Source organism: Mesonia sp. K4-1 (genome assembly GCF_008017825.1).
GTDB lineage: Bacteria > Bacteroidota > Bacteroidia > Flavobacteriales > Flavobacteriaceae > Mesonia.
Window position 1 is genome coordinate 358,474 of the sequence record NZ_VRLS01000052.1, and the last position, 15,312, is coordinate 373,785.

Sequence of the window (15,312 nt, forward strand, 5' to 3'; positions counted from 1 at the left end):
AGTGATTTTATTGTAAAATAGAGTTTTCTAAACGACTTATCTTTTTTAAATTAAAACCTAAGAACATGGCAAAAATAAGTGCTGCTGAAGTAAATAAATTAAGAAAGGCTACTGGAGCCGGAATGATGGATTGCAAAAAAGCCTTAGTAGAGGCTGAAGGTGATTTTGATGCTGCAATTGAAGTATTGCGTAAAAAAGGACAAAAAGTAGCTGCTAAGAGAGCTGACAGAGAATCTTCTGAAGGTGCTGCTGTAGCAAAAGTAAATGCAGACCAAACTAAAGGTGTAGCTATCGTATTAGGTTGCGAAACTGATTTTGTTGGTAAAAACGAAAACTTTTTACAATTAGCTAGCGACTTAGGTGATTTAGCTTTAAACTACAACAACAAAGAAGAGTTTTTAGCTGCTGACTTTGGAGGAATGAGCGTTGCAGATAAATTAGTTGAACAAACAGGAGTTATTGGTGAGAAATTAGACATCAATGCTTTCGAAACTGTTAATGCTGCTTACGTTGGAGAATACGTACACATTAACAAAATTGCTGCAATCGTAGGTTTTTCTGCTAAAGTAGACAACGCTGAAACTTTAGGTAAAGACGTTGCTATGCAAATTGCTTCTATGGGAGCAAGCTCTTTATCTTACAAAGATTTAGATCCAGCTTTCGTTGCATCTGAAACTGAAGCTAGAATCGCTGAAATTGAAAAAGAAAATATTGAATTAGGACGTTTAGGTAAAACTAAAAAGAATGTACCTCAATACATTTCTATGTCTCAAATTACACCAGAGGTTAAAGCTAAAGCTGAAGAGGACGCTAAAGCAGAATTACAAGCTGAAGGAAAACCAGAAAAAATTTGGGATAAAATCTTACCAGGAAAAATGGATCGTTTCTTATCTGACAACACAACTTTAGATAAAGAAATGTGTTTATTAGACCAAACTTTCATTAAAGATGAAAAGAAAAACGTGGCAGATTACGTATCTTCTTACGGAGACGTAACTATCACAGAATTTAAAAGAGTTGCTTTAGGTTAAGCCATTCTCTTTTATTTAAATTATTACCCGCTTACATTCATTTGTTAGCGGGTTTTTTGTTTCTTACCTTTAAGTAATGAAAAAACTTATCTGTTTAATTATTATCATTTCTTTTTTTGCTAGTTGCACAACATTGCTATTAAAAACAATGACAAGTAAATCCGTAAAGACGGAAGTCTTTTATAACAAAAAGGAAAATAAAAAACTTGTTACCTTTCCCATGGTTCACCTGAACCACCAAGAATTTTATGACGATGTAAAATACAAATTAGACTCTTTACGGAAGCAAAATTATACGATTTTCTACGAGTCAGTTAAGCTAGATACCACCTTATATTCTAAGAAAGAAATTGACACTTTTAAAATGAAAGCTAGAAAACTTATGGGCTTTCATCTTACAGCGTATAACGATAAAGAAAATAAATCTCTCCCAAAAGCGCTAAGAAATAGCAAATATGCAAACCAAACACACAAAAATATAGGATTAACAAAAACAGATATAAAAATAGATCTTCCTTTAGATACTTTATTGCAGGTTTTTGAGCTTAAATATAATAAAATTAAACTCGGGCCCTGTGATTACTTAACCGGGCTTAAACAAGAATACAATTGCCAACAGGTCTCTAGTTTTAAAAGAGATGACGTTATTATGAGTATTAGAAATCAATATATAGAGTATAAAGTACTCAACTCTCCCTATAACAAAATTGCATTGGTTTATGGCAAGAATCACTTTAAAGAACTAAATGAAAGTTTTAAAAAGAAAGGATATAAGCATTTAAAAGAATATAAATAATTGCTCAAATATTATTAAAGGATTTTTAAAAGCAATTCTTTTACAAAATACATTTATCGCTATATTTGCACAACTTTATCATATACAATCCATGCAATACAAAAGAATACTTTTAAAACTCTCTGGAGAAGCATTAATGGGATCTCGTCAATATGGGATAGATCCAGATCGTTTAGCAGAATATGCTAAAGAAATTAAATCGGTTACCGATAAGGGGATCGAAGTAGCTATCGTTATTGGAGGAGGAAACATCTTTAGAGGTGTTGCTGGAGCTAGCAAAGGAATGGATCGTGTTCAAGGAGATCATATGGGAATGTTAGCAACTGTAATTAACGGTTTAGCACTACAAAGCGCTTGTGAAGATGCAGGTATACAAACTCGTTTACAATCTGCCGTAAAGATCAATGAAGTAGCCGAACCATTTATCCGCCGTAAGGCAATGCGCCATTTAGACAAAGGGAGAGTGGTTATTTTTGGAGGAGGAACAGGAAACCCATATTTTACGACTGATTCTGCCGCAGTTTTAAGAGCCATTGAAATTGAAGCTGATGTGATTTTAAAAGGAACTAGAGTTGATGGGATTTACACTTCAGATCCAGAAAAAGATCAAAAAGCAACTAAATTTGATTTTATTACTTTTGATGATGTATTAAGAAAAGGATTAAAAGTAATGGATACTACAGCTTTTACCCTTAGTCAAGAAAATGAATTGCCTATAATTGTTTTTGATATGAACAAACCAGGAAACTTATTGAGAGTAGTCTCTGGAGAAAATATAGGTACCAAAGTAAATTTATAATTTCATTCTTTTTACGTATAATTGAAAAAGAATCAAAGTCTCGCAATAAGCAAATAATTTTTTTAGATAATCGAGATCAATCTCAAAGAGATAAAAAATAAAAAAGATGAACGAAGAAGTTAATTTTATTATAGATGGCGCTGAAGAAGCTATGCAAAACGCTATTCTTCACTTAGAAAAGCAACTATTAAAAATTCGTGCTGGGAAGGCATCTCCTTCTATGGTAAGTTCGGTTTTAGTGGACTATTATGGTTCTAAAACTCCGCTAAATCAAGTGGGAAATATCAATACTCCAGATGCTAGGACCATATCTATTCAGCCTTTTGAAAAATCTTTAATACAAGAAATTGAAAAAGGTATTATGAATGCCAACCTTGGTTTCAATCCTATGAACAATGGGGAAAGCGTTATCATAAGTGTACCACCTTTAACCGAAGAAAGAAGACGAGAGTTAGCTAAACAAGCTAAAGCGGAAGCAGAAGACTCTAAAGTTGGTGTACGTAATGATCGCAAGAATGCTAATAACGATATTAAAAAGTTAGATATCTCTGAAGATTTACAAAAAGGAGCTGAAGAAGATATTCAAAATTTAACCGATAAGTTTATCAAAAAAATAGATGATATCTACACGCATAAAGAGAAAGAAATTATGACGGTTTAATAATTTCAAAAACTTAAAATTTACCTAAGAGCGGCAGTCATGTCGCTTTTTTTGATTTTATTGCAATGTTAAATCCCTTATAAATGGCAAAATTTTCTTGGTGTATTTTAATTTTCCTCTGTATTCCCAATTTCCTATTAGGACAAAGGATAATTACTGGGAAAGCGGTAGATAAAAATACCCAAAATCCCATTCCATATGCCAATATTTCTATTGTAAATTCAGATAAAGCCATACTTAGCGACATAGATGGCTCATTTGAAATAGAAGTAGAAGAACAAGATACTTATTTAAAAGTTTCCTATATAGGCTACATAGGCAAAAAAGTAAAAATCAACACCAATGATTTTTACCTTATTCAATTAGATAGAGACATTGAAAAATTAGACCAAGTTTACTTAAAATCTACCGGACTTTTGGCCAATAGGATTATTAAAAAAGCGATAGCACAAAAAAAATATAATGATCCCGATTTAAAATTTAACTCCTATTCGTTTAGAACTTACAACAAACTCATTATCGACGATCAAAAAAACTCTTTAAACATAGAGTTAGACACTACAAATAGAGAAATAAAAACAATCATAGAAGATGGTAGAGCCTATTTAAGTGAACAAATAAGCGATTTTAAGTTCCTCAAAGAAGAAGGTGTAAAACAAGAGATTGTCGCTACAAGAACAGCTGGGTTTAAAGAACCCGTTTATGAATTACTTTCCTTAAAAGTTCAATCTAATACATGGTATAAAGAAAAATATACCGTATTTGGTAATGATTACGCAGGACCGTTATCTAAAAACCCCTTTAATAACTACACCTATAAAGTTTTAGATACTACTGCAAACGACAGACCTGCATTCGTAATTTATTTTCAGCCAAAGAGAGAGAAAAAAGTCGCAGGATTAGAAGGTGTACTTTATATAGACACCTTAAATTATGGCTTACAAAAAGCCGTAGGACAACTAAAAGGTGAAGTAGAAATTAGCGCCGAACAAGATTTTGTTTACTATCCGCAAGAGGATATCTGGTTTCCTAAAAAGCAAAATGTAACAATCCTCCCTGGTAGCGGCGGGAAAAAGGTTTCAATTTTTGGAGGTAATATCTCATTGGGAAGTTTGCCCGAAGAACAAGATGTGAGCAGTAAGCTCTTTTTAAACTCTACATCTATTAATGAAAAAATTGTATTTGAAAATGTAGATAAAGACCTAAAAAAGGTAAGTTCTATTATTTTAACTCCAAATGCAACCTCACAACCTATTTCATTTTGGGAAGAAAATAGAAGTATTCCCTTTACGGAAAGGGACGAAAACACTTTTCAAAAGGTAGATAGCATTGTTAAAAACCAAAATATTAACCGAAAAATTAATGTTCTTCAAAATTTTAATATCGGTTACTACCCCATTGGTTTCTTCAATTTAGATTTGAGAACAATTTTAAAATATAACGATTTTGAAGGATTAAGACTAGGTGGTGGTGGAGTTACCAATGATAAACTCTCGAAAGTTTTTAGACTCCAAGGTTACACGGTATACGGTTTCAAGGACCGGGAATTTAAATATAATTTTGGAGCAGGCGTTTCATTAAATAAAAAAACAAACACTTGGCTAAACGCCAGTTACACCAAGGATATTCAAGAAGTTGGTAGTTTCTTATATTTATCTGACGCTCGTGTATATTCCCTATTCGAACCTAGATTAGTAAATATCAATTTTTATTATGAATACCGAGCTTTTGAATCTAGCGTACAACATAATTTTTTCCCTGAATTATTAAGCGAATTTCAAATAGCTAAAACTAAAATTGAACAAACTGGCGGTTACCGTTATTTAAACGATGGTAAACTTTATTCATCTTACGATTTGACCGAATTAACAGCTAGTTTTCGCTGGAGTCCTTTTAGTGATTATTTAGAAGCGCCAGAAAAATCTATTGAGGTAAATGTAGGTTACCCTAAATTTTCTCTTCAAGTTGTACAAGCCATAAATGGAATGCTAGATGGTGATTTTAGGTATACTAAAATTGGTGCTAAAATGAATTATACCATCAACAGGATTACTCAAAATAATACTGAAATCATCTTAGAAGGAGATTATGCTATTGGCGACTTACCATTAACACATACTTTTCACGCTTATCCTAATAACCCCAATAAAGACGAGGTTTTACAACGCTTTTCTGTAGCCGGTAGAAGAACCTTTGAAACCATGTATTTTAGCGAATTTTTTAGTGATCGTTTAGCAACACTTCAAATTAAGCATCGTCTTCGTCCGCTTGAAATTTCTAAAAAAATAAAACCCGAATTCGTATTTGTAACTCGACATGCAATTGGAGATATTTCTAACCAAGCACAGCATCAAAATATTACCTTCAATACTTTAGAATATGGCTATAACGAAGCTGCTTTAGAGATTAATAAAATCTTATTCGGTTTTGGATTAAATTTTGCCTACCGTTATGGAGCGTATCATTTACCACAAATTGAAGACAATATTGGTTTTAAGTTTACATTTTATTTTCAGCTTTAAATAGAAAATTCAACTGTTTATTTTGTAGCATTTTATACCTTTGCAAGCCTAATTTTGAGTCATGTCAAAGATCTTTAGTTTTGGTTTCTGGAATACTATCGCAAGAATAATTCTAAGAAACAGAGTTATTATTTTAGGGTTAATCATAGCCTTCACTGTTTTTTTAGGTTTTCAATGGAAAAACATGCGTTTTTCTTATACCGAAGCCAATCTACTTCCAGATGATCACGAGGTAAATCAAGAGTATAAAAAATTTTTAGATAAATTTGGTGAGGAAGGTAATCTCCTCGTTATTGCCAGTAACGATAAAGACTTATTTACACCAAAAAAAATTAATGCTTGGAATAACCTCACCAAGCAATTAGATTCTTTTTCACAAGTAGAATATTCCATTGGAATACATAATCTCAAGAAACTTCAAAAGTTTACCAATCCCAACCGATTCGAGTTAGTTCCCTTAATAAAAGAAGAGCAAATTAATGAACTTCAGGCGAAAGCCTATAAAGAAGAAATCTTTGAAAAGCTCCCTTTTTATGAAGGCTTGGTTTATAGCAAAAAAACCAACACCATTCAAACCGCAGTATATTTAAATAAAGATATTGTCAATTCCAAAGAGAGAAAAGTCTTTGTGATGGAACAATTACAGCCCTTACTAGACGAGTTTGAAGAGGTAAATGATATAGATTTACATGTCTCTGGAATGCCTTACATTAGAACGCTAAACTCTCAAAATATTGTAGATGAAATACAGTGGTTTTTGGGTGGAGCATTACTAGTGACTTCTCTTATTTTCTTTTTCTTTTTTAGATCGGTTAGAGCAACACTCATCTCGATGTTCACGGTAATCATTGGTGTGATGTGGGCATTTGGGATATTAGGTTTATTTCACTATGAAATTACTGTACTTACAGCCATAATACCTCCACTAATTATTGTGATTGGTATTCCTAACTGTATTTTCTTGATAAATAAATATCAGCAAGAAATAAAAAAACACGGAAATCAAGCAAAGTCTTTACAGAGGGTAATTACCAAAGTAGGTAATGCTACATTAATGACAAATATCACTACAGCCTCTGGGTTCGCTACTTTTATTATTACTGAAAGTAAGCTGCTTAAAGAGTTTGGTGTGGTGGCTTCGATTAACATTTTAGCAATTTTCATTTTAAGTTTACTCATCATACCCATTATATACAGCTATTTAGCACCACCAAAAGAAAGACACTTAAAACATTTGGGGAAAACTTGGCTAGAAGGTTTTGTAAGTTGGATTGAACGAACCGTTAAACACCGTAGAATAACGATTTATATTACCTCAATAATAGTTTTAGTTATTAGTATTCTAGGTATTTACACGATAAAAGTATCAGGGAGTTTGCTAGAAGATATGCCAAAACAGGCTGAATTTTTTAAGGATATAGAGTTTTTTGAGGAAGAATTTAATGGTATTATGCCATTAGAGATTTTAATCGATACCAAAAGAAAAGAAGGGGTTCTTAAACTTTCAACGCTAAAGCGGATGAGAGATCTTGAAAATTTATTGGCAGATGTCCCAGAACTTTCTAAACCTTTATCGGTGGTAGATCTAGTAAAATATAGTAAACAAGCTTACTATAACGGAAATCCTAAATACTACCAACTTCCTACCTCTCAAGAAAAAAACTTTATTTTCCCTTATTTAAAAGGAATGTCAGACGGTAATAATAACCAACTGAATGCGTATGTAGATTCTACAGGGCAATATGCACGTATGACAGTGTTTATGAAGGATATTGGCACCGAAGAGATGGAACGTATAGAAGACAACTTATGGCCACAAATCAATAAGTTATTTCCGCAGGAGCGTTACGACGTTACCATGACAGGAAAAGCATTAGTATTTCAAAAGGGAACTACCTATTTAGTACAAAACCTAGTGCTTTCTTTGTCGTTAGCTATTTTGCTCATCGCTATTTTTATGGCTTGGATGTTTAGATCATTTAAAATGATTTTAATCTCTTTAATTCCCAATTTGCTACCCTTATTAATTACAGCAGGAATGATGGGCTTTTTAGGAATTCCTATAAAACCTTCTACCATTTTAGTATTTAGTATTGCTTTTGGAATTTCGGTAGATGACACCATTCACTTCTTAGCAAAATACAGGCAAGAGTTAAAATATCATAATTGGAAAATCAAGAAGTCAGTGTATCCCGCTTTACGAGAAACCACTGTAAGTATGTTTTACACTTCGATTGTTTTGTTCTTTGGATTCTCGGTATTTATGATCAGTAGTTTTGGAGGTACAGTTGCCCTTGGCGGACTTGTATCAGCAACTTTACTTTTTGCCATGCTTTCTAACCTGTTGCTGTTGCCATCGCTATTGCTTTCATTAGAAAAAAGCGTTTCCAACAAAGAAACCTTTAAAGAACCTCATTTAGATATTATTGCGGAAGAGGAGGAAGAGGAGGAAAAGAGAAGTTAATTTTTTGTATTTTAGAACCTGAAATTATAAAAAAAAATAACTTCAGATTACTTATGCAAAAAACTACTCAACCATCAAGTTTTTTAAAAAAAATAAGTTTTAATCTTCTTTATTTAGTTTCTTTTATAGAAGGAGGTGTTGTAATGGTAACTGAATTGGCAGGAGCAAGAATTTTAGCTCCTTACTTTGGGTCTTCCTTATACAGTTGGGCGTCAACGCTCTCAATAACACTATTGGCTTTAATGACGGGATATTATTTTGGAGGCTATGCCACAACCAAGAAAAAACTGTCTTCTCAAAAAGCAATTTTTATAGTATTTTTATTAAGTGGGATTTTAGTTTTAATATTACCATCATTAGGTAGAGCCGTTATGAGTGAAACTATTAACCTCTCCTTTTTTACAGGAATAATAATTTCTCAACTTGTTTTTTTGTTTCCTCCTATTTTCCTTATGGGTATGATGAGCCCTATGATTATATATCAAATTAATCAATCTACAAAACAAGCTGGAAGATCTGCGGGTAACATTTATGCAATATCTACTTTTGGGGGTATACTTTTTACATTAGTATTTGGTTTTACTATTATACCTAACTACGGTATTACATTACCGGTAATTATTTTAGGAGTATCAGTAACTTTGTTATCAGTATTACTTTTATTAAAACATAGAGTTTCCATTCCTATAACTATTCTTTTAGCTGTTATTATTCTATCCCAATTTAGGCAGGCTTACGTAAGCTATACTGAGTTTTCTCCAGCATTGCATCAAACCGAAAGACTTGTTGAATATTCTGAAGGCCTTCTGGGTGAAATAGCTATAACAAATCAAAAGATGAAAAGCCCCGATGGAAAGCCTTTTTATGGAAGAATTCTTAAAGTAAATAATGTTATGCAAAATCAAGCAGTTTCAGACTATCCTAAAGCCAGTTTAATTTATTATGTTAACTTTATTAGAAACCTTGTCGGACAATTGCCAAAAAAGAAAACCGCATTAATTATTGGTTTGGGTGCAGGCAATATTTATTCAGATATGCAGCTGTATAATATTGATGTTGAAACGGTAGAAATAGATAAAAGAATATATGATTATGGAGTAAAATATTTTGAGATGGAAGCACATCCTGAGAAAAGCCACATAACAGATGGGAGATATTTCGTTAATACATCTAACAAAAAATACGACATCATAGTTTTAGATGTAATTGTAGGAGAAAATGTGGCTAAACAATTAGTTACTCTAGAAAGTTTTAAAAAAATTTATAACATGCTTCCAGAAAACGGAAGTTTAATTATTGAACACGGTGGAATACAAGATTTTTCTAAAAACCAATTTGTTCCTTCACTACATAAAACTTTGAAAGAAGTAGGCTTTAATATATCTATGTTTAACCCAATTCAAGCTAACAATAATAAATATGGAGATGTTTTGTTTGTTGCTACAAAAGGTAAACTTGATAAAAATAATATTTTTATTGCTAAAGATATACTACTTAGCGAAGGCCCAATAACCGACTACGAGGTTTCTCTTACCGATTTCAAAAAAATAAAAGAAACCCCTATACTTACTGACAATAAAAACAAAACAGACCTACTCTTAAAAGAACACTATCTTAATATTCGAGAAAATCAGAATAGGTAAATTAAAAAGTTTTTTTATTCAGCTTTACAAGAAACAACCGTGATTATGTTCTATACATCTATTGTTTTGTTCTTTGGATTCTCGGTATTTATGATCAGTAGTGTTGGAGGAACGGTTGCCCTTGGCGGACTTGTATCTACAACTTTGCTTTTCGCGATATTATCTAACTTATTGCTGTTGCCTTAACTATTGCTTTCTTTAGAAAAAAGTGTTTCCAACAAAGAAACCTTTAAAGAACCTCATTTAGATATTATTGCTGAAGAAGAAGAGGAGGAGAAAAATCTAAATTAATATCAAAGAATTCATTTTATCCCTAACTTCTTGCTAAGCTTAGGGCTAAAAATTATATTTGTCGCTCAAATTAAATGAAGATGAAACATACCAAAGTTGTAGATGTAATTAAAACCGATCCGGTTTTACAAGAAATTTATGTAAAAGGCTGGGTACGCGCTTTTAGAAGTAACCGCTTTATCGCCCTAAATGATGGTTCTACGATTAATAATTTACAATGTGTTGTAGATTTTGAAAATACTCCCGAAGAAACCTTAAAACAAATTAATGTTGGAGCTGCCGTTGCTATAAAAGGTACACTTAAAGAAAGTGAAGGGCAAGGACAAAAAGTAGAAATCGAAGTACAAGACATAGAAATCTTAGGAAAAGCAGATCCAGAAGAGGTTAAGAAAACAATTCTTTCTCCTAAACGTCATTCTTTAGAAAAATTAAGAGAACAAGCACATTTACGCGTGCGCACCAACACCTTTAGTGCTATTATGCGAGTGCGTTCTAAGCTATCTTTTGCTGTTCATCAATACTTTCAGCAAAATGGCTTCAATTATGTAAATACCCCTATCATTACAGGTAGTGATGCCGAAGGCGCCGGAGAAATGTTTAAGGTAACTAATATGAGCCTTACGAATCCTGCTAAAAATGAAGATGGAAGCATTAATTTTAAAGAAGACTTTTTCGGAAAAGAAACCAATCTTACCGTAAGCGGACAGTTAGAAGCTGAAACTTACGCCCTTGGTTTAGGACAAGTGTATACATTCGGACCTACCTTTAGAGCCGAAAACTCAAACACCTCTCGTCACTTAGCAGAGTTTTGGATGATAGAACCAGAGGTTGCATTTTGCGACCTTGACGGAAATATGGATTTGGCTGAAGACTTTATTAAGTACGTTCTAAACTACATTTTAGAAAACTGTGATGATGACTTGGCTTTCTTAGAAAACAGACTTATACAAGAGGATAAAAGTAAGCCTGAAGCAGACCGCGCACCTATGGCCTTGCGTGATAAGTTGAAGTTTATCACAGAAAACAACTTTAAGCGTGTTAGCTATACCGAAGCTATAGATATTCTAAGAAATTCTAAACCCAACAAGAAGAAAAAATTCAATTACGTAATTGAAGAATGGGGAGCAGATTTACAAAGTGAACACGAACGTTTCTTAGTAGAGAAACATTTTAAATGTCCGGTAATCTTATTTGATTATCCCGCCAATATCAAAGCATTTTATATGCGTCTTAACGAAGATGGTAAAACCGTAAGAGCGATGGACGTACTTTTCCCTGGGATTGGAGAAATGGTAGGAGGTTCTCAACGTGAAGAACGTTTGGACGTACTACAAGCCAAAATGAAAGAACTAGACATCGATGAAGAAGAATTATGGTGGTACTTAGACACCCGTAAATTCGGAACTTGTGTACATAGTGGTTTCGGTTTAGGTTTTGAGCGCTTAGTTTTATTCGCTACAGGAATGGGTAATATTAGAGACGTTATTCCTTACCCTAGAAGTCCGCAAAACGCAGATTTTTAATTAAATACAACATATTAAAAAGCCAAATTGAAATTCAATTTGGCTTTTTTTATTTTAAGTACTCCTCAAATCTTACTAATAATAGTTAAAGCGTCATTCTGAATTCATTTCAGAATCTCATCATACTTATTCTTATATGAATATGAGAACCTGAATCTAGTTCAGATTGACAAAAATTTAATTTTTAGACAACCATTTGCTATTTTCTTATCTTCTACTTCTCATACCGTACTTTAATTTTTAGCGCTGGCGCTATATAATACTTCTTTTCAAACCCCATAATAGCACTAGTTGATCTATGTTCTTCAGACTGTTGAAACCAATTATTACCTCTGTACCTTTTCCAAGATCTATTGATTGTTTCTCTGGAATATATTAATTGAGGATAAGTTATGTATTGGCTGTCACTTTCTTTACTCGGCTTAGGGTTAACCGTTTCTATCACCACACAAACACCGTCTTTAGGAAAGGGAATATGATATTTGCTCACATCTACTTTCAACTCCTGTTTTTCATTTTCTTTAGGTTGAAGAATTATGTCTTCATAAGAGAGCAACTCCTTAGGCTCATTTTTTTCTTCATCATAACTATAAAACTTTATTCTAAACCAAGTTAATCTACTGTTGTAAAATAACTGCTCTTCCTTTCCTACCCAAAAACTTACTTCTTCTATTTTACCAACTTTACTCTTATCATTAGGAATTAAAATAGCTTGTTCCATCCCAAATTGAACACCTATCCGACTGTAAAACCATTTTTTTCTTAAACCTAAGCTATGCTTGCTTCCGTATTTCTTTTTCTTGATCTGTATGATAACGTCATCTAAAGAAGAAAGTTCGTCTTCCAAATAGATCACTTTATAAGCTGCCGGATTTTTTAAAACAGAGGATATGGCAATTTTTTTAGTCTTAAAACCTAGGTAACTAATCAATAAAGTATCACTTTTAAACTTTTCTAACTGCATAGAAAATTTACCTTCTAAATTTGTGCTTGTACCCACTCTTTTATTTAAAATACTTACATTCACATAAGCTAAAGTGTTGAAGGTTTTTTTAGATTTAATAGTAGAATCGAAGCTTTGGGCTAGCCCTACAAACGACAGTAAACACAGTAAAAAAGTTAATCGCATCCTTTATATTTTTTATAAAGATATTTAATTATGTCGCATCCCAAAATCATAGAAAAACATATTGTTCCTAGCGTAAAAGAAAAAATGAGATTGCAAGAATATGCTTCTCATGCTTTCTCTTTTCTTATATCTAGAAGTGCGGTTAAAAAAGCAATTAAAAAAAAGCGTATTCTCCTTAACGGAAAAATTGCCACCACAGCAGATTGGATTGAAGAAGGACAAGTTCTAGAATTATTAGAAGAAGTTATCCTCACAAAGAAAATCTTTCAATTGAACTTAAACGTAATTTTTGAAGATGAATTTTTAGCAGTTATAGAAAAACCTGCCGGATACCCTACCAACGGAAATTATTTTAAAACCATAGAAAATGCTCTTCCGCATAACCTTATCGCTTCCGCGGAAAAAGATGCACTTACTTACCCACTTCCGGTACACCGATTAGACAATCCTACTAGCGGACTTTTACTCATTTCCAAAACTAAATCCGTGCAAACGCAATTGTCATTAGCTTTTGAACATAAAGAAATTTACAAAACTTATTTAGCTATCGTAGAAGGGAAATTTTCTAAAGAAGAACAGTTATTTAACGATCCTCTTGAAGGAAAAGAAGCTGAAACCTTAGCAAAAGTCGTAGAATATTATCAAAAAGATGGAAATGATTTTAGCTTGGTAGAATTAAATCCGTTAACGGGAAGAACACATCAGCTACGAAAACATTTATCTATGCACGGTTTTCCTATTGTGGGAGATAAAACCTATGGCTCTCTTTATTTCTTGAAAAAAGCTATTTATCTAACTGCATTTCAACTCCGCTTTACCCATCCTATTACTCTAGAAAAGTTAGAATTTGAAGCTGCACTTTCTAAACGATTTAAAAAATTCTAAAGAAATTTCTTATGCCAAAATTGAAAATTACTTGAAGCTTAACAAAATTTTGGTATAAAAAACCATAACTTTTTAGTTATTTTTGTAGGTATAATCCTTTATTTTATGCTTAAGCAGCAATTAAACTTTAAACTTTCACAAAAATTATCTCCGCAACAAATTCAGTTAATGAAACTGATACAACTTCCTACGCAAGCTTTTGAGCAACGCGTAAAGCAGGAGTTAGAAGACAATCCTGCCTTAGATAGCGGAAAAGAATCTAGTGATGAGTATGAAGATGAGTTTAAGAATGAGGAGATGGAAAGTGATTCTGAAATTATTGAAACAGAATCTGAGATCAATGTAGACGAGTATTTGAGTGATGACGAGATTCCTAGTTATAGAACTCAGGCAAATAATTACAGTAAAGATGATGACGATAAAACGATTCCTTATGCATCAGGAATTTCATTTTCTCAGCATTTAAAAACACAATTGCAGACGTTTAGACTCGATGAAGAGGAAAAAAATATAGCAGAATTTCTAGTAGGAAGCGTAGATGAAAGTGGGTACATACGTCGTGAAACTAGTGATATTGTTGATGATCTTGCTTTTACTCAAAATATATACACTAGCGAAGAAACGGTTGAAAAAGTTTTCAAACTGGTTCATGAGTTAGATCCTGCTGGTGTGGGAGCGCGTTCTTTACAAGAATGTTTATTAATTCAGTTAAAGAAAAGAGAAGCCGATCCTATAGTAGAACTATCAATTGACATTCTTGAAAATGCTTTTGATGCATTTAGTAAGCGACATTACCAAAAACTAATTTCAAAATTTAATATTACCGAGGATCAATTAAGAGAGGTGATTGATGAGGTTTCTCACCTTAATCCAAAACCAGGCGGTTCTTATTCTAGCAATACTAGAATTGTTGAGCATGTAGTGCCAGATTTTACGATAAAAATTAAAGACGGAGAGTTAGATTTAAGCCTTAACGGAAGAAATGCTCCTAGCATGCACGTGTCTAGAGAGTACAATAATATGCTGAAAGGCTACAAGGAATCTAAAGAAAAGACCAAAAAGCAAAAGGATGCCGTAATGTTCATCAAGCAAAAATTAGATTCTGCTAAGTGGTTCATTGAAGCTATTCGTCAACGTCAGGAAACCTTATTTGTGACGATGAATGCTATTATGCACCATCAATATGAATATTTTATGACGGGTGATGAACGCGACTTAAATCCTATGATTTTAAAAGATATTGCTGAAAAAATTGATATGGATGTTTCAACTGTGAGTCGAGTAGCCAACAGTAAATATGTAGATACTCCATACGGCACAAAATTGATTAAAGAATTCTTTTCTGAATCAATGACTAATGATCAAGGGGAAGAAGTTTCTACTTTAGAAATAAAGAAGATTTTAGAAATGACCGTTGAAGATGAAGATAAAAAGAAACCTTTAACCGATGATAAACTTGCTAAGGTTTTAAAAGATAAGGGATATCCTATCGCAAGAAGAACGGTTGCCAAGTACAGGGAGCAATTAGACATTCCTGTAGCAAGGCTTAGAAAGGAAATTTAAATACT

General features: G+C 32.9%; 11 protein-coding genes and 1 pseudogene. 11 read left to right on the forward strand and 1 reads right to left on the reverse strand.

What is annotated here, in order from left to right; translation table 11 throughout:
- Positions 1–65: 65 nt before the first annotated feature.
- The 9 genes and pseudogenes from tsf to asnS all read left to right on the forward strand — a co-directional run bounded on the left by tsf (position 66) and on the right by asnS (position 11,730).
- Positions 66–1,031 (forward strand): translation elongation factor Ts, encoded by a 966-nt coding sequence (gene tsf / locus FT986_RS09735; RefSeq protein ID WP_147864865.1) that lies wholly within the window; start codon positions 66–68, stop codon positions 1,029–1,031.
- A 148-nt stretch (positions 1,032–1,179) separates the two neighbouring features.
- Positions 1,180–1,827 (forward strand): hypothetical protein, encoded by a 648-nt coding sequence (locus tag FT986_RS09740; protein WP_147864866.1) that lies wholly within the window; start codon positions 1,180–1,182, stop codon positions 1,825–1,827.
- A 91-nt stretch (positions 1,828–1,918) separates the two neighbouring features.
- Complete coding sequence (pyrH, locus tag FT986_RS09745; RefSeq protein ID WP_111540735.1) at positions 1,919–2,626, forward strand: UMP kinase; 708 nt, start codon at positions 1,919–1,921, stop codon at positions 2,624–2,626.
- Positions 2,627–2,732: 106 nt separating this feature from the next.
- The gene (frr, locus tag FT986_RS09750; protein WP_111540736.1) at positions 2,733–3,287 is read left to right on the forward strand and encodes a ribosome recycling factor; all 555 of its coding nucleotides are present in this window, start codon (positions 2,733–2,735) and stop codon (positions 3,285–3,287) included.
- A gap of 83 nt (positions 3,288–3,370) precedes the next feature.
- A complete protein-coding gene (locus tag FT986_RS09755) occupies positions 3,371–5,809 on the forward strand; it encodes a DUF5686 family protein (RefSeq protein ID WP_147864867.1) in 2,439 nt (812 codons plus the stop codon).
- Positions 5,810–5,870: 61 nt separating this feature from the next.
- The gene (locus FT986_RS09760; RefSeq protein ID WP_147864868.1) at positions 5,871–8,273 is read left to right on the forward strand and encodes an RND family transporter; all 2,403 of its coding nucleotides are present in this window, start codon (positions 5,871–5,873) and stop codon (positions 8,271–8,273) included.
- Positions 8,274–8,416: 143 nt separating this feature from the next.
- Positions 8,417–9,916: a fused MFS/spermidine synthase gene (locus tag FT986_RS09765; protein ID WP_255505943.1), complete on the forward strand. Its 1,500-nt coding sequence runs from the start codon at positions 8,417–8,419 to the stop codon at positions 9,914–9,916.
- A pseudogene (locus tag FT986_RS09770) lies at positions 9,917–10,207 on the forward strand (RND family transporter); the annotation flags it as partial. It abuts the gene before it with no gap.
- Positions 10,208–10,287: 80 nt separating this feature from the next.
- A complete protein-coding gene (asnS, locus tag FT986_RS09775) occupies positions 10,288–11,730 on the forward strand; it encodes an asparagine--tRNA ligase (RefSeq protein ID WP_147864870.1) in 1,443 nt (480 codons plus the stop codon).
- A gap of 214 nt (positions 11,731–11,944) precedes the next feature.
- On the opposite strand, the gene FT986_RS09780 is transcribed toward asnS, so the two are convergent.
- Complete coding sequence (locus tag FT986_RS09780) at positions 11,945–12,859, reverse strand: carboxypeptidase-like regulatory domain-containing protein (protein ID WP_147864871.1); 915 nt, start codon at positions 12,857–12,859, stop codon at positions 11,945–11,947.
- Between the two features lie 30 nt (positions 12,860–12,889).
- On the opposite strand from FT986_RS09780, the gene FT986_RS09785 reads away from it, so the two are divergent.
- Together FT986_RS09785 and rpoN are read left to right on the forward strand one after the other, a co-directional pair.
- Positions 12,890–13,744, forward strand: coding sequence for an RluA family pseudouridine synthase (locus FT986_RS09785; protein ID WP_147864872.1), 855 nt, complete (start codon positions 12,890–12,892; stop codon positions 13,742–13,744).
- A 105-nt stretch (positions 13,745–13,849) separates the two neighbouring features.
- Positions 13,850–15,307 carry an RNA polymerase factor sigma-54 gene (rpoN, locus tag FT986_RS09790; protein WP_147864873.1) on the forward strand — a complete coding sequence of 486 codons (1,458 nt, stop codon included), beginning with the start codon at positions 13,850–13,852 and terminating at the stop codon, positions 15,305–15,307.
- The last annotated feature ends 5 nt before the right edge of the window (positions 15,308–15,312 follow it).

Coding starts and splice junctions, on each gene's coding strand:
- FT986_RS09785 (WP_147864872.1), top strand. CDS start 12,890: ATGTCGCATCCCAAAATCATAGAAAAACATATTGTTCCTAGCGTAAAA.
- FT986_RS09755 (WP_147864867.1), top strand. CDS start 3,371: ATGGCAAAATTTTCTTGGTGTATTTTAATTTTCCTCTGTATTCCCAAT.
- FT986_RS09780 (WP_147864871.1), bottom strand. CDS start 12,859: ATGCGATTAACTTTTTTACTGTGTTTACTGTCGTTTGTAGGGCTAGCC.
- FT986_RS09765 (WP_255505943.1), top strand. CDS start 8,417: ATGGTAACTGAATTGGCAGGAGCAAGAATTTTAGCTCCTTACTTTGGG.
- frr (WP_111540736.1), top strand. CDS start 2,733: ATGAACGAAGAAGTTAATTTTATTATAGATGGCGCTGAAGAAGCTATG.
- rpoN (WP_147864873.1), top strand. CDS start 13,850: ATGCTTAAGCAGCAATTAAACTTTAAACTTTCACAAAAATTATCTCCG.
- FT986_RS09740 (WP_147864866.1), top strand. CDS start 1,180: ATGACAAGTAAATCCGTAAAGACGGAAGTCTTTTATAACAAAAAGGAA.
- tsf (WP_147864865.1), top strand. CDS start 66: ATGGCAAAAATAAGTGCTGCTGAAGTAAATAAATTAAGAAAGGCTACT.
- asnS (WP_147864870.1), top strand. CDS start 10,288: ATGAAACATACCAAAGTTGTAGATGTAATTAAAACCGATCCGGTTTTA.
- FT986_RS09760 (WP_147864868.1), top strand. CDS start 5,871: ATGTCAAAGATCTTTAGTTTTGGTTTCTGGAATACTATCGCAAGAATA.
- pyrH (WP_111540735.1), top strand. CDS start 1,919: ATGCAATACAAAAGAATACTTTTAAAACTCTCTGGAGAAGCATTAATG.